Origin of the sequence: Paraburkholderia sp. HP33-1, assembly GCF_021390595.1 — a bacterium.
Classification (GTDB): Bacteria; Pseudomonadota; Gammaproteobacteria; order Burkholderiales; family Burkholderiaceae; genus Paraburkholderia.
The window spans coordinates 1007380-1022805 of record NZ_JAJEJR010000002.1 but is presented as its reverse complement, the minus strand read 5'-3'; the positions used below and the strand labels follow the sequence as shown (position 1 = coordinate 1022805).

General features: G+C 64.4%; 14 protein-coding genes. 6 read left to right on the top strand and 8 right to left on the bottom strand.

Translation table 11 applies throughout. The annotated features are described in order from the left end of the window. Positions 1-18: 18 nt before the first annotated feature. The 3 genes from L0U81_RS20675 to gltA form a co-directional block, all read right to left on the bottom strand. The gene (locus tag L0U81_RS20675; RefSeq protein WP_233805375.1) at positions 19-645 is read right to left on the bottom strand and encodes a DUF429 domain-containing protein; all 627 of its coding nucleotides are present in this window, start codon (positions 643-645) and stop codon (positions 19-21) included. Continuing rightward, positions 642-2921: an amylo-alpha-1,6-glucosidase gene (locus tag L0U81_RS20670; protein ID WP_233805374.1), complete on the bottom strand. Its 2280-nt coding sequence runs from the start codon at positions 2919-2921 to the stop codon at positions 642-644. Before L0U81_RS20670 ends, L0U81_RS20675 begins: the two co-directional genes overlap by 4 nt. Before the next feature lie 244 nt (positions 2922-3165). Further along, positions 3166-4464 carry a citrate synthase gene (gene gltA, locus L0U81_RS20665; protein ID WP_233805373.1) on the bottom strand — a complete coding sequence of 433 codons (1299 nt, stop codon included), beginning with the start codon at positions 4462-4464 and terminating at the stop codon, positions 3166-3168. A gap of 377 nt (positions 4465-4841) precedes the next feature. On the opposite strand from gltA, the gene L0U81_RS20660 reads away from it, so the two are divergent. Then, entirely contained in the window at positions 4842-5243 is a 402-nt protein-coding gene (locus L0U81_RS20660; protein ID WP_233805372.1) for a hypothetical protein, read from the top strand. Positions 5244-5248: 5 nt separating this feature from the next. Here L0U81_RS20660 and L0U81_RS20655 read toward each other — a convergent pair whose 3' ends face one another. From L0U81_RS20655 to L0U81_RS20645, 3 genes are all read right to left on the bottom strand, one after another. Continuing rightward, positions 5249-6037: an alpha/beta fold hydrolase gene (locus L0U81_RS20655; RefSeq protein WP_233807868.1), complete on the bottom strand. Its 789-nt coding sequence runs from the start codon at positions 6035-6037 to the stop codon at positions 5249-5251. Positions 6038-6291: 254 nt separating this feature from the next. Beyond that, a complete protein-coding gene (locus tag L0U81_RS20650) occupies positions 6292-7344 on the bottom strand; it encodes a rod shape-determining protein (protein WP_233805371.1) in 1053 nt (350 codons plus the stop codon). A 188-nt stretch (positions 7345-7532) separates the two neighbouring features. Further along, positions 7533-8195, bottom strand: coding sequence for an alpha/beta hydrolase (locus L0U81_RS20645; RefSeq protein ID WP_233805370.1), 663 nt, complete (start codon positions 8193-8195; stop codon positions 7533-7535). A gap of 223 nt (positions 8196-8418) precedes the next feature. Here L0U81_RS20645 and L0U81_RS20640 point away from each other — a divergent pair, with 223 nt between their 5' ends. Beyond that, a complete protein-coding gene (locus tag L0U81_RS20640; RefSeq protein ID WP_233805369.1) occupies positions 8419-10011 on the top strand; it encodes a DHA2 family efflux MFS transporter permease subunit in 1593 nt (530 codons plus the stop codon). A gap of 54 nt (positions 10012-10065) precedes the next feature. Here L0U81_RS20640 and L0U81_RS20635 read toward each other — a convergent pair whose 3' ends face one another. Together L0U81_RS20635 and L0U81_RS20630 are read right to left on the bottom strand one after the other, a co-directional pair. Beyond that, entirely contained in the window at positions 10066-10854 is a 789-nt protein-coding gene (locus tag L0U81_RS20635; RefSeq protein WP_233805368.1) for an AraC family transcriptional regulator, read from the bottom strand. Between the two features lie 118 nt (positions 10855-10972). Continuing rightward, positions 10973-11296, bottom strand: coding sequence for a hypothetical protein (locus L0U81_RS20630; RefSeq protein ID WP_233805367.1), 324 nt, complete (start codon positions 11294-11296; stop codon positions 10973-10975). 489 nt (positions 11297-11785) lie between these two features. Between L0U81_RS20630 and L0U81_RS33575 the strand changes: the two genes are divergently transcribed. The 4 genes from L0U81_RS33575 (at position 11786) to L0U81_RS20615 (ending at position 15425) form a co-directional block, all read left to right on the top strand. After that, positions 11786-11920 (top strand): hypothetical protein, encoded by a 135-nt coding sequence (locus L0U81_RS33575; protein WP_267957162.1) that lies wholly within the window; start codon positions 11786-11788, stop codon positions 11918-11920. 53 nt (positions 11921-11973) lie between these two features. Continuing rightward, entirely contained in the window at positions 11974-13509 is a 1536-nt protein-coding gene (locus tag L0U81_RS20625; RefSeq protein ID WP_233805366.1) for a hypothetical protein, read from the top strand. Between the two features lie 153 nt (positions 13510-13662). Further along, entirely contained in the window at positions 13663-14550 is an 888-nt protein-coding gene (locus L0U81_RS20620; RefSeq protein WP_233805365.1) for a FecR domain-containing protein, read from the top strand. Then, entirely contained in the window at positions 14547-15425 is an 879-nt protein-coding gene (locus tag L0U81_RS20615; RefSeq protein ID WP_233805364.1) for a Tll0287-like domain-containing protein, read from the top strand. Before L0U81_RS20620 ends, L0U81_RS20615 begins: the two co-directional genes overlap by 4 nt. Position 15426 lies beyond the last annotated feature (1 nt).

Below are 15426 nucleotides of genomic sequence, written 5' to 3'. Positions count from 1 at the left end.
CCTCCCAGAATGTGAATATCAAAGTTTAGGCACCACGATGAATCCGCCCGACTCGTCACCGTAGGTATCGACTCTGCCTTCGAGCAGAAAATGTGCTGCCAGCGCGCATAGCGCCGCGTCGACATCGTCGATCGATCTCAGCGGAGCTGTTTGAATTCCTTCCCGTTCGAGGATTTCCCGGCGCTGAGTGCCCTTCTGTTTCGCGGATGCCACGTCTGCCCCGAGGAAAGCGCACGTTATCGCGTGAGGGAAGGTTTCGAAGCACACGCTGCCGGTGATTTTTTCACCGCCGCTGAAAAGCGGAAAGTGTGCGGCGAACACGTCGTAGACGCGTTCGCCGTTGAACATCCATCGATAGAATCCGCTTTTGCTGGCCATCGCCAGTTCGCGAGCCGGTGTGGCAAACGAAAAAATCCGCTGCTGCGCGAGGGCCTTCTCGGCCAGCCTTCCCGCAGCGCCCGTTCGCCATCGACACGGCGCATCGATGCCCACCGCCGCCACCCCGAATGCGCGACACTGGTCGAGCATCCGTTCGGGTGTCGTCCTGCTGGCATTGCACACCGGCTCGGTGCCGCGCAGGATGACCAGATGGTTTCCCTTGCGGTCGCCGCCAACATCGATTCCCGCTACCGTCAGCGGCGTCAAAGCAACGCCACCACCCTGACATCCCCCTGCTCCGCCGACGCCACGACCTTCTCGCCAATCCGGCGAAACGTGATCGACACGGTCGCATCGCCGACCCGCAGATCGCTGACTTCGAGCCAGTCGATACCTTCGGGCAGCATCGGCTGTTCGATCAGCACCTCGCTGCGCTCGGCATCGATCGTGAGGCCCAGACACGCCTCCAGCATCATGAACGGCGAGCCCGCCGCCCAGGCCTGCGGCAAACACGCGACCGGATAGGCGGTGGGCGGCTCGCCGCGACGTTGCGGGAAGCCGCAGAACAGCTCCGGCAAACGCATGTCGAAATTGACTGCCGCCTGGAACAGCGCCTGCAGCAGCCTCACGGCCGACGACTTGGCGCCATAGCGCGACAGCCCGCGCGCGCAAAGCGCATTGTCGTGCGGCCAGACCGAGCCGTTGTGATACGCCATCGGATTGAAGCGCGCCTGGCTTGCGGCCAGCGTGCGTACACCCCAGCCGGTATGGAACAGCGTCGAGTCGAGCGCACGCACCACCGCCTCGCCGCGCTCGCGCGTGGGCAGGCCGAACGCCAGCAGATGCCCCGCGTTCGATGCCATCACGCGACACAATTCGCCATGACCGTCGAGCGCGATGCCGTAAAAGCCGACCTCGTCCATCCAGTACTTTTCTTCGACGCAGCGGCGAATCTTCTTCGCGCGCTCCGCGTACTGCGCGGCCGCGTCGTGCAGGTCGCGCAGCGTCGCGAAATGAGCCATCGTGTCGAACGCCGCGCTCGCATAGGCTTGCACTTCCACGAGCGCGATCGGGCCATCGGGGATGCGCCCGTCCGCATGGAACACTGAGTCGTGACTATCTTTCCAGCCCTGATTCGCGAGGCCGCCATCCGATTCGCGCTGGTAATCGAGCAGCCCGAGACGGTTCTTGTCGCACACGCCCGCGACCCATTGCGCCGCGCGCTCGAGCGCGGGCCATAGTTCGTCGATCAACGCAAGGTCGCCGGTGCGGGCCGCATAGGCCCCGGCCAGCACAATGAAAAGCGGCGTGGTATCGACGCCGCCGTAGTACAACGCGAACGGCACTTCGCCGGCCGCGGCCATTTCTCCCTTGCGCATCTCGTGCATGATCTTGCCCGGCGCGGCGTCGCGAAACGGCGAGTTCTCGCGCGCCTGGTGCTCGGCGAGAAAGCGCAGCACGCCGGCCGCGAGATGCGGCTGGAGCCAAAGCGTCTGCAGCGACGTGATCACCGCGTCGCGGCCGAACGGGGTCGAAAACCATGGAATGCCCGCGTAGGGGTACGGGCCGGTCGCGAGATCGGTCGTCAGCAGGCTGAGGTCGGCGAACGAGCGGTCGATCCACGCGTTGAACAGCGGGTTGCTCGAACGCACGCGCGCGCTCGCGAGGCGTCGCGCGCGCATCACCAGGTGCGCATCCACCGATGCCGCACGTACCGCCGCACGGCCCACGCGCGGACGCTCCGCGTCGATCTGCGACAGATGCGCCTCGCTCTGCGCATGCACCGGCTGCGACACGTCGGCGCCGGGCTTGCCGGTCATTGGCACGACATGCACCGCCACCGACAGATAGATCGACACGCACGCCTGGGCGGGCAGCTTGACGGTGTAGTCGGCGCGATCGGCGAACAGCTTGTCCGGCTGCGGCGAGAACGCGATCTGCACGTTGCGCGCGACGTCGTCGAGACCGATATAGCCGAGCAGCACCTCGTGATTTTCCACGCGCGCGGGCTCGACGCGCCCCTGTTTGTCGCGCTTCAGGCCGCGCACTTCGAACATGTCGCGGAAATCGCTGGAAAACGAAATGGACAGCGGCACGGTTGCGTCGTTGGTGCCGTAGTTCGTCAGTTCGATCGCCTCGTTGAGCACGGTGCCCGACAGCACGCGCGCGCGCTGGACGTGGATCACGCCTTCCGGTGTGCTGCTGCCGCCGAGCGGCGGCAGCGGGCGGTTGGTCAGATGCGCGGTAAAAGTGGCGTTATCGCTGCTGACGCTGCCCGACAGCAGCGACGGCGCGCGGCCCCCGAAGGTCAGGCGCAGTTGCGACAGCACGCGCGTGTCGTTGACGAACAGGCCATCTTCGTGGCCGGTGATATCGCCGAGCGGATCGTTGACGATGAAGGTGTCGCCCGACTTGAGCACGTGCTGCATGGCGCTCGCGACGTTGAGATTTTCCGTCGGGATGAAAATGCCGTCCTGCTCGGGCTCGCGATGATCGACGCCGCCCGAGTGGGTCAGCCCGCCGAGGGCTTCTGGCTGCTGCATCAAGGTCGCTCCTATGGATTCGCTGCTGCGTTCAGTTGCACTTCGGGTCTCGCCTCAGATTTGCCGCTGGGCATCCGATTGTAGAGGCTCTGTGCGCGTGAGACGAACTTATCACGTCGGAGTTTCAGCTTGTTGCGCCGTTTGCCGTTTGTTACGGAGTTTTTGGTGGCACAGGACGTGCAGAGGCGGAATGGAAAGACCCACGGCCTCGTGAGCCGTGGGTCCGGGCGCTTGAAAGAGCGCTTTAACGCTTCGCGATCGGCTTCGCCTCGCGCAGCGTCTCACCGATGAACAATTGACGCGGACGGCCAATCTTCTGCTCAGGATCGGCGATCATCTCGTTCCACTGCGCAATCCAGCCCACCGTACGTGCCATCGCGAAGATACACGTGAACATCGAGGTCGGAATGCCCAGCGCGCGCTGCACGATGCCCGAGTAGAAATCGACGTTCGGGTACAGCTTGCGCGACACGAAGTAATCGTCTTCGAGCGCGATCTTTTCCAGCGCCATCGCGAGCTTGAACAGCGGATCGTCGTGCAGGCCCAGCTCTTCGAGCACTTCGTGGCAGGTTTCGCGCATCAGCTTCGCGCGCGGGTCGTAGTTCTTGTAGACGCGGTGACCGAAGCCCATCAGTTTCACGCCCGAGTTCTTGTCCTTCACCTTTGCGATGAATTCGGGGATGTTGTCGACCGAGCCGATTTCTTCCAGCATGTTCAGTGCGGCTTCGTTCGCGCCGCCGTGCGCCGGGCCCCACAGACACGCGATACCCGCTGCGATACACGCGAACGGATTCGCACCCGACGAACCGGCGAGACGCACGGTCGATGTCGACGCGTTCTGCTCGTGGTCCGCGTGCAGAATCAGGATACGGTCGAGCGCGCGCACCAGCACATCGTTGACCTCGTAGTCCTCGGCCGGATTCGCGAACATCATGCGCATGAAGTTCGCGCTGTACGACAGGTCGTTCTGCGGATACACGAACGGCTGGCCGATGCTGTACTTGTACGCCATTGCGACCAGCGTGGGCAGCTTCGCGATCATGCGGATCGCCGAAATCTCACGATGCTGCGGGTTCGTGATATCGAGCGAGTCGTGATAGAACGCGGACAGCGCGCCGACCGCGGCCACCAGAATCGCCATCGGGTGCGCGTCGCGACGGAAGCCGCGGAAGAAGAAGTGCATCTGCTCGTGCACCATCGTGTGCTGCGTGACGGTATTCACGAACTCGGCCTTCTGCTGCGCGTTCGGCAGTTCGCCTTTGAGCAGCAGGTAGCAGGTTTCGAGGAAGTCGGCGTTCTGCGCGAGGTTGTCGATCGCGTAGCCGCGGTACAGCAGTTCGCCCTTGTCGCCGTCGATATAGGTGATTTCGGAGTTGCACGACGCCGTCGACATGAAGCCCGGATCGTACGTGAATTTGCCGGTCTGGCCGTACAGCTTGCGGATGTCGATGACGTCCGGGCCCAGCGAGCCCTGATAGATCGGCAGATCGATGGTCTGGTCGCTGTCGGAGAAGCTCAGCGTTGCGTGGGACTTCGAGTTCATCTACGTCTTCCTTTTGCTTGATACCGCACACTGCCGGCATGCATCGGAGTCGTACGGCGAGGCGCGACATCGGCGCGCCCAATCAGGTACGGGCATGCTCAGGCTCCGCTGGGCATTCTAAGGGCCGCTGTGTCGTTGATTGCGTCAATTGGTTGCAACAAACCATCTCGGCGTGCGCAACATTCGTTGTCGGTACGTGACGCTGAGCTGGACGAAAGTTGCACGAAAGACGGAACACGAACCGCAACAATGTTTTGCTGCCAGCACACTGCGTCGATTTGTAGCCATCTGCGATACTGAATGCATGCATTGATGCTTGCGGCCCGCTAGTCGAAGCGGGCTTTTTTTGATCACACAGAAAAGCAGGACGAACGCAAATGAATGCCTCTCTCGAAACGCTGTTTCCGGATCACGTCCATGGCGAAGACCGCACGGTCACCGCGCTCAATCATCAGGACATCGTCGTCGCGTTGTCGGCGGCGCTGAAGACGCAGAACGTCGCCGTGCTGCACATGCTCTATCCGCGTACCGACGCGCGCACGCATCGCAGTCTCGACACGCTCGTGGACGTGCTGCACGGACACGGCCTGCACGAAGTCGCGGATCTGATCGCGCAGGAAGCGCACTACCTGCTGATCAAGGACCCGGTGAAGGCATGGAAGGTCTTCCACGAAATTCGCAACGACTCGCTCGCGATCGGCGTGCATCTGTACTACCACGGGCTCGTCGGCGAGGCGGCCGAACGCGCGCTCGACAAGGACGCGCACCGCAAGGCCTGACTTCTTCAGCGCGCGCTCGTCGTCTGAATGAACTCGTCGACGTAGCGATTGAACGCCGACGGATGTGCGAGGTTCATGCCGTGCGACGCACCGCGCACCGTTTCGCGGCGCGCATCGGGTAACCATCCCTGCAACGCCGTCACCGTGCGGCGGAACATGTCGGGACTTTTCTCGCCGTCGATCAGCAGCACCGGGCGGCGCAGGTCGCTCGCGTCCTCCGGCACGTACGCGGGCAGCGGGTCGCGAAATTGCCGCGCGAGCGTGTGTGCGTTGTCGGTCGCCATGCGACGAAAACCTGGCGTGCTCATCGCCCAGAAGCCGGGGCGGCTCACCGAATCGACGAACAGCCGCAACCCTGCTTCGACCTCGCCGCTTTCGATCAGCTCGGCCGCTTTCGCGCGCAATGCGTTGACCGTCTCCGGCAGGCTCGCGGGCGGACGTCCAGCCATCTGCAGCGGGCCGCCCGGATCGGCGAGCGTGAGCGTGCGCACGAGCTCGGAATGGCGCCGCGCGAAATGATAGGCGACGCAGCCGCCGCGCGAATGCCCGACCACATGCGCGGGCCCCGCGCCGAAACGATCGATGAACTCCGCCACTTCATTCGCGTGGTCGCTCCAGCTGAACGGCTGGTCCGCCGCGCTATCGGTTACAGGCCAGTAGTGCGTGAGACTGACGGCGACGCAGCGATAGCCCTTCGACAGACCGGCCAACTGCGGCTCCCAGTAGCGGTAATCGCACAGCGAGCCGTGCACGAACAGCAGCAGTTCACCGTCGCCGGCCGCGATGTAAGGCATGCGCAAGCCGCTGTGTAGTTCGATGAAGGATGGCGAGGACGGCAGGAACGAAGCGGCAACAGATTGATTCACGGATGATCTACGGGCAGCGCGGCATCGGCGCGCCAATGCGCGCGGAGTCGGCAATAGAAGCCTTGGGAAATGAGCGTATCGGCGTCCCTACAAATGGGACGCGATGCGTATTGTCACACAAGCATCAGCGACGCGTCGGGCGGCCGCCTGATGGGTGCCCCGACCGGATGCGAACCCGCCGCTCACTCGCCCCCGAGTTCATCGAGCCACCCCGCCGCGGCCGCCGCGCCCGCGCCGCGCACCGCGCAGGTCAGCGGTTCGTCGGCGACGTGCACCTCGAGACCGACTTCCTGGCTCAAACGCCGCCCCAGATTGCGCAGCAGCGCGCCGCCACCGGTCAGTACGATGCCCCGGTACGCGATGTCCGTCACGAGTTCGGCGGGCGCCATTTCGAGCCCGCGCTTCACCGCGACGATCACCTCACGCAGCGGCGCTTCGATCGCTTCGGCGATATCGCGGTTGCTTAGCTGCACGGTGCGCGGCAGACCGTCGTCGACGCCGCGGCCGGTCGCGTTCATCTGCTCGAGCGGCACGTCGCGCACGGCGGTGCCGAGGTTTCTCTTGACGTGTTCGGCGGTCTGCTCGCCGAGCAGCACGCCATACAGATTGCGCACATAGCTGATGATCGCCGCGTCGAAATTGTCGCCGCCGACGCGCACCGAGTCGCTGTACGCGGTGCCGCCGAGCGCGATCACGCCGACCTCGGTGGTGCCGCCACCAATGTCGACCACCATCGAGCCGGTCGCGTCACGGACCGGCAGGCCCGCGCCGAGCGCGGCCGCGAGCGATTCGCCGATCAGGCTGACCGTCCACGCGCCGGCCGCCTCGGCCGCTTCACGGATCGCGCGGCGCTCTACGTGGGTCGCCGAGCCCGGCACGCACAGCGTGAATGCCGCGCGCCGGCTAAACAGCGAGCGCGGGCGCGCCATGTCGACGAACTGCTTGATCATGTGTTCGGCGGCGGTGAAATTGGCGATGACGCCGTGGCGCATCGGCCGCACCGTTTCGAGATTGAGCGGCGCGCGGCCGAGCAACTGGCGCGCCTCGGCACCGATCGCCGCGATGCGTTTCGCCCCGCTCGCCGGCTGCGTCTCGAAGCACACGACGGACGGCTGGTTCAGCACGATGCCGCCCGCGTCGGTATAGATAAGCGTGTTGGCCGTGCCGAGATCCACCGCCACGGAATGACGGAACAGTCGCTCAAAGAGCGGGTAATGCGGCGTCGGTCTGGCCATAAGCAGGCTCTGATATGTCGTTATCCGCCGTCTCGGACGGTCTGGAACTGCGCCCCCGGTCCCCCGAAGCCGCGCGACACGCCCGGCTGGGCGTTGCGCGTTCCGCGCGGCGGGGTGATTTTCAAGCTATTCCCCCTATGTCGGCAAGCCCATCAAAATCTTTAGGGCCACTTTCTAGTGGGGTTGTGTCAATCGCGCGACAGCGCACCTAGCGCGCGGTCCAGCGCGTCACGGCCGAGCGCGACGCCGTCGGCGGTGATCGTGTGGCCGACGCCGGGCAGCACGTAGGCGTCGACCGGATAGCCGGCCTCGCTGAGGGCGTGGGCTGCGGATTCGAGCTCGCGCACCGGGATCACCTCGTCGTCCTCGCCGTGGATCAGCGTGAGCGGTGTCGCGCGATTCGCAGACCCGATCGGCGATGCAAGCCGCCCCGAATACGCGACGACGCCCGCCGCGCCCTCCGTGCTCGACGCGACGTGATGGAGCGCCATGATCGAACCTTGCGAAAAGCCGACGATCGCAAGTCGATCGAAAGACAACTGCCAATGCGCGAGCTCAGCGTCGAGCACGCGGCGCAGCGCCGGATAAGCGGCGGCGACGCGCGCCTCGCGGTTCGCCTCGTTGACATCGCGCAGGCTGAACCACTGGCGGCCGCCAAAGCCGCCGTCGAACGGCTCGGTGCCGTCGAGCGAGACGAACGCCGCGCCGGGAAGGTCCTCGCTCCAGATGTCCGCAAGCGGCATCAGATCGCGCGCGTTGCTGCCGACGCCGTGCATCAGCACGACGAGGCTCGTCGCGCGTGCGTTCTGCGGCGCGCGCCGCCAGCCGTGTTCGAATTGCTGCCAGCTCATGGTGGTGTCCTTTTTCTCGTGGGTTGGTGTCTGCGGCTTTCGTGAATCAGCCTCAGCCGCGAGCATACGCTGCGCGCCGCCTTCGTGTCGCCGGACGCCGCTTCGGCTGCGCCCGTGGCCAACGTCGGCCGGCGAATGCGGGTATGCTTTTGCGCATCGCGCGCCCTCGCCGTCTGCCCACACTGTCCGTACTGATCGCAACAACCCATCCGGAGAACACCGTTTGAGTCAGCCAAACGCCGCGCCTGCCTCTGCGTCGCCGCCGCCACGGCCACCTGCTCCGCCCGCGCCTCTCGAAGGGGGCCGGCTGGTTCTCGCGACGATCGCCGTCGCGCTGGCCACGTTCATGAACGTGCTCGACACCTCGATCGCGAACGTCGCAATTCCGACGATTTCAGGCAACCTCGGCGTATCGATCGACGAAGGCACGTGGGTCATCACCGTGTTCGCGGCCTCCAACGCGGTGTCGATTCCGCTGACCGGCTGGCTCACGCAGCGCATCGGCCAGGTCAAGCTGTTCGTCGGCGCGATCCTCGCGTTCACGCTCGCGTCATGGCTGTGTGGCGTCGCGCCGACGCTGCCGATCCTGCTGATCGCGCGGGTCTTCCAGGGCGCGGTGGCCGGCCCGCTGATTCCGCTCTCGCAAGCGATCCTGCTCGGCTCCTATCCGAAGGAAAAATCGTCGACCGCGCTCGCGCTGTGGGCGATGACCGCCACCGTCGGCCCGATCGCGGGCCCGGCGCTCGGCGGCTGGATCACCGATAGTTACAGCTGGTCGTGGATCTTCTACATCAACATCCCGGTCGGCCTGTTCGCGGCCAGCGTCACGTGGATGATCTACCGAACCCGTGAATCGCCGACGCGCCGTCCGCCGATCGACGTAGTCGGCCTCGGTCTGCTCATTACCTGGGTCGCGTCGCTGCAGATCATGCTCGACAAGGGCAAGGACCTCGACTGGTTCTCGTCGCCGGTGATCTCGATTCTCGGCCTCGTCGCGCTGATCAGCTTCGCGTTTTTCCTCGTCTGGGAGTTGACCGAAGAGCACCCGATCGTCGATCTGCGGCTCTTTCAGCAGCGCAATTTCCTGGGCGGCACGATTGCGATTTCGATTGCGTACGGCGTATTTTTCGGCAACCTCGTGCTGCTGCCGCAATGGATGCAGGAGTATCTGAACTACCGCTCGATCGACGCTGGTCTCGTCACCGCGCCGCTCGGCATCTTCGCGATCATTCTTGCGCCGGTGCTGGGCCGCGTGCTGCCGCGCTCGGACGCGCGCGTGATCGCGACGCTCGCGTTCGTCGGCTTCGCGATCGTGTTCTACATGCGCTCGAAATACGTGATCGAGATCGACACGTGGCACCTCGTGCTGCCGACACTGCTGCAAGGCATTCCGATGGCGCTGTTCTTCGTGCCGCTGACGGCGATCATCCTGTCGGGCCAGCCGCCGAGCCGGATTCCGGCGGCGGCGGGTCTGTCGAATTTCGTGCGGGTGTTCTGCGGCGCGGTCGGCACGTCGATCGCGGGTACCGCGTGGAACAACCGCACGATACTGCACCATGCGCGGCTCACCGAGCAGGCGTCGATCGACAATCCGACGTTCGCGCAGCAGATCGACGCGACCCAGTCGCTGCTGCATCTGAATTCCCAGTCGGCGAACGCGCTGTTCGATTTCACCGTGAACACGCAGGCCGCGATGATGGGCCTGAATGACATCTTCTTCGTCTCGGCGATCATCTTCCTGCTGATCATTCCGCTGATCTGGATCACGCGGCCGGCCAAGGGCGGCGGCGGGCCGGATGCGGCGGGCGCGCATTGAGGCGGCCTCGTTTTCGCGCGACGGTGAGGTCCGGGCGGTGAGCGCGACGTTGCGTCAGCGGAAATAGCGCGCGGGGGTGTCGCCGAAGGCATCGCGAAACACCGCGATAAACGACGACACGTCGCTATAGCCGACTTCGAGCGCCACCTGCGTGACACTCTCCCCGGCCCCGAGATGTTCGAGCGCGGCCAGCAAACGCAATTGCTGGCGCCATTGGCCGAAGGTCTGCCCCGTTTCCTTCGCGAACAGACGCGCGGCCGTGCGCGCGGTCACGCCGGCCGCCGCGGCGAGTTCCTCGAGTACCAGCGATTGCGCGGGATTCGCGCTGAGCGCGTCGGCGATGCGCTGCGCGCGCGGATCGCCCGGCCAGTTCAGGCCGAGCGGCGCGGCAGGCAAGCCCGCGACGCGATCCAGCAGCACCTGAAGGAGACGGCGGGCGGGTTCGTCGGGCGGGCGGTCGTGCGGCAGATCGGCCGCGGCGGCGAGCAGCGCCTGCACGAGCGCGTCTGGAATCAACGCGCCGCTTTGCGCGGGCAGCGGTTGGGCGTCGCGGGCGGGGTCGGCGGCGGCATCCAATGCGGAATCAGTCGCGACATAGAGGGAATACAGCTGCACGGGGCGCGTCGCGTGCAGGCGGTGCAGCGTATTCGCGACGATCCACAGCGCGCGGGCAGGCGGCACGACCCAGCGGCCGGAATCGGTGCGTACCGTCAGCACGCCTTCGTTCACGTGAATCAGCCGCGCGCGGCGATGGGCGCGCCACGGCTCATCCAGCGCCGCATGGCGCTCGCCGACCACGAAGACCGCTTGCTCGATGCCGTCCGGATCGAAGGCTTCCGTCATGGTGTCTGCTCTGAGGCGGGCAGTCCGCGAAGGGGGCAAGATTAGCACGCGCGCGAGGCCCGGCAGCCGGGCGGGCTAACAGGGTCCGGCCACCGTGCCACCGCCCATTAACACGTCGTCACGCGGAGTGATAACGCAGCCAGAAGGTCTCACGGCAGACGTTGTCGAATCTCTGGCTCGCCGGAGTGATGCTGAGGCCGGTGGGATGCTGGATCACGACATAGTCGATCCAGCATTCAGCGCAGAGCGCATCGGAACTCACCTGATCCCACTCCATGGATCGGCGAATCACCGCACCGTTGTCGAAAACGAAGGTGATTTCCTGCTTATGGACTTCGATGTCCTGTTCGCGCCAGGTCTCGGTTGAAACGTCCTGGCGCACGATCGCCACAGGGCCGGACAGCCCATGAATCGAGCTGACATAAGAAACGAGTTTATTCATGCTTGAAGAACCGAAGTTCTCGCGTATCGCGCAACAAAGCCGACAAGTATACATGCGGCCGCGCGACAGCGTCGTTGGCACCGATCCTCACCCCTTTTCGGGAATACGTACGATCGTTCTCCACCCGCCGGCGGCAACCTCGAGAAAGCGCAGAGGGGCCGCAAACACCGGGGAAAAAGGTGATGTGAAGGCGTAACTCACAAAAGGCAAATGTGGGAGGCCATGCTCCTCAGACAGCGACGCAGTGGAATCAGATTTCATCGCTTCACTTCCTTTTCAGCCTACGACGCAATCGGTTTTTCCGAAGCAGCTCCCCCGAATACGGGACACTCCAGCACCCGTTTTATTCCCACTTCTCGCGGAAATAAATAGCCGCTTCCGCGGGAACAATCACCCATCCCCCGCTGTTTTGCTATTAAAGGTCGCGGCAACCTGCGGCGACCCAGCACGGCACGATTCGTCCAGCGAACCGGCCAGGCAGGAGGAATCATGCACCGCGCCATCTATATCCAGGACCAGAGCTTTTTCAGCCTCGGCTGCTTCTATCGCGTGGACCTGCGCAGTCGAAGCGGCCGCTTGATAGAAACGCACTACGTCCAATTCAGCGACGTCGCGTGGTGCTAGGACGCACGCGACGACGCAGCCATCGATCGCTTCAGACCCGAGGAGACCCGCCCATGACCTATGCTTACGCCCGCTTGCCGGACATCGTCCCCTACGATGAATGGCTGAGAGGAACTTCGGCGCTGCTTAAGGTGCGCAGCTCGGCGCTGAAGAACCTGGACGAGCAGATCCAGCTGTACCACCGCGATCGCACCGTCTACCAATTCCATCTTCTGGTGAGCGCGTTCGAGTTCTGGCAAGACTCGATCGGCCCCGGCGATGCCTGGAAGGATGTCTCGCGCAACGGCTCGAACTATTTCACGCTGCTCGATCAGCAACTGCAAGGCAAGGGCGACACCGACGCCGCAGCCGGTGCGCAGGACTTCATGACGCCGGCGCTCATCAACTCGCGGCTCGGCGTGCTGTATCTGTTCGGCAACCTGGAGATCGAGGACGACATCTTCCAGGTGCTGCTGGAAGGTGCTTTCGAAATCACCAACGCCGGTCTCGGACTTGCACCGGACAGCAACGAGGCCGCATCGATTGCCAGCGACGTGCTCGACAATAGTCTCGTGCAGAAGTCGGCGTCGGTCGCGCTCGAACAGGTGCAGAAAAGGATCAGCAAGCGCAAGGACCCCACGGTCACGAGTTCCGGCCAGCTCATGACGTCCAGCTTCACGCTGCCGGCGTTGAGCGGCGCGGCGCAGCGTCTCTATGAAGCCATTCGCGTCAAGGTCGAGGAAGGCGCGAAAAAGCTCTGGGAGATGATTCGCGAAAAAGTCGCGGATATCCGCAACGATCCCGGCGCATTCGCGCTCGACACCATGCCTGCGCTGTTGCGCAAGCTCGTCGACTTCCTCTGCACCAAGCTGCTCGCCACCCTTGCGCCGCTCATCGGCGCGGGCCTCGATCTCGCCAAGGGCATCGCCAACACCGTCGACAGCAGCATCACCAAGTATCGCGAGTGGGTGCAGGGCCGCGATGTCCAGCTGATCACCGGACACCCCGGCACCATCGTCACGGCGATCAGGAGCGCGATGAAGCTGAGCATCGGCGAGGGCGTCTACGACATGGTCAAGGGCGGCGCGAGCCTCGGCCTGCAGTTCGCGAGTCAGGGCGCATCGACCATCGTGGATGCCGTTGTCTCCATCATGGAAACGATCGCGAAGGTGATCTGGAAGATCGTCGAGATCAAGCGCATCAAGCGCTTTTGCGAACAGGCGAAGGAGTACTGGGACGCGCGTATGCAGCGCGATGCGCTGCATACCCGGCCGATCGCCTTCAACGGCTGGTTCAAGCGTTACGCCGTGCCGATCCCGGCGCTCTCGGTGCTGGCCTTGAATACGGGCATCTGCGGCGACAAGATGCATTTCCTCACGATGTTCAAGGACAACGAAACGATCGTCACTCAAGCGGAATTCACAGCCGGCTGCAAGTACATCGATAACCTCAAGGTCTGGGGATCGGGCTATCTGGACGATGCGGGCTTCGCGTTCAAATCGGACGATGCGATGATCAAGGGATTGCTTACCCTCGCCAAAAGTCACACGGAAGAGCAGACCTGGGACCTGAAGCTGCGCAAGGCCGTTCTCGGCTTCCTGAACGGATAGCCGCTCTGCGCGCAACACAGCCGGCGCCTTCGCCTTTGCGAAGGCGTTTTCGTTTTCCGTTCCACGGGGCTTAGGGAAAATCCCCTCGGAATAGAAGCGGGCACCCAGCTGTTTTCGTCGCAATCCCTTCACGTTTTCGAGGCAACGACCGCGATGAACGCCCGAACCCTGCCACAAGTTCTGCGCAACGGCATCGCTATCGCGTGTCTGTGCGCACTTCAGAGCGCGCATGCGGGCCAGTTCGTCCTGCTGCCCGAAGGAACCGTCACGCTGATTCGTGCGACGACGGTGTTCAACGTCGATGCGCCCATCGCGCTGGAGCAAGGCGATCTGCTCGCCACCTCGGCGCAGGGCAGCGCACAGATCGAAGCAGACGGCACGATCGTCGCACTCGGCGCGGACACGCGCATCGCCGTCGATGCCGCGCAGGGTGGCGATTCCCTTGCGCTGCTCTCGGGCTGGATCAAGATCGCGCGCACGCAGGCCGCTGCGACGGAGCCCTTGTCGCTCGACACCCCCGCGCTCGATGCCGTCATGCGCGATGGCGCCGCCGTGCTGCACGCGAGCCGCGACGCAACCTCTCTTTTCCTGGAGACGGGGGGCATGACGCTCTCCCTGCCTGGTCATGCCGACGCTTACCAGCCGCTCGACGGCGATCATTACGCCGCGCGTGAAGCGGGCAAGCCGCTCGATGTGAGCGCGCGTCCAGCGCCGTCGTTCGTCGCCGCGATGCCACGGCCGTTCCGCGACCCGCTCGCGCCGGTCCCCGCGCCCGCAAAGGCGAAGCTCGCCATTCCGTCGCAGGGTCGCCCGGCGACCTTTGCCGATCTCGCGGACTGGCTGGTCGCGCCGCTCGGCATTCGCCGCAGCTTCGTCGCGCGCTTCCGGCCGCTCGCGCAAGGCGAGCCGTTCCGCTCGCAAGTGCGGCAGAACCTGCGCAGTCTTCCCGAATGGAGACGCGTCCTGTACCCGCCTCCTGCCATGCAGTACCGGCGCGCGGTCGTGCCCTTGCAGGCTCAATCAACCGAGGTGAAGTCATGAGACTGTCGCTCGCCGTCAAATTCAATCTGGTGTTTCTCGTGGTCTTCGTCGTCGGCTTCGTGTCGGCCGGGTTCGCGGCGCGCGAGCTGCTGCGCCGCGCGGCGATCGAAGAGACGGTGCAGAATGCGCGCGTCCTGATGGAAGCGGCGAGCGCGGCGCAGAACTACACCGCGACACAAGTCACGCCGCTCTTGCAGACGCAGCTCAAATACAGTTTCGTGCCGCAGTCGGTGCCGGCATTCTCGGCGGTCGAGACGCTGATGACGCTGGAAAAACATCTCGCCGGATACGCCTATCGCTCGACGATGCTGAATCCGACCAATCCGCGCGACCGTCCCTCGGACTGGGAAGCGGACGTGATCCGGAATCTGCACGACAAGCCCGAACTGAAGGAGATCGTTGGTCTGCGCGATACGCCGTCCGGGCAGAACCTGTATATCGCGCGCCCGAACCGCATCAACGACGCCGCCTGCATGGAGTGCCACAGCGTCCCGTCACGGGCGCCTAAGACGATGATCGACAAGTACGGTCCCGACAACGGCTTCAACTGGGCAATGCACGAAGTCATCGGCGCCGATTTCGTGTCGGTGCCGATGGCGATGCCGGTCGCGCGCAGCGACGCGGTGCTGCGCACCTTCCTCGGGTCGCTGCTCGCGGTGTTCGTACTGCTGCTGATTGCGCTGAACGTCATGGTGCATCTGCTCGTCACGCGGCGCATCCGTGCGCTCTCACGCGCCGCCGATCAGGCGAGTCTCGGCCAGCTCGAGAGCGCGACCTTCACTGATGGCGGCCGCGACGAGATCGCTTCGCTCGCCGCGTCGTTCGCGCGGATGAAGACGAGCCTCGTCGAAGCGTTCAAGATGATCGAGGCATGAG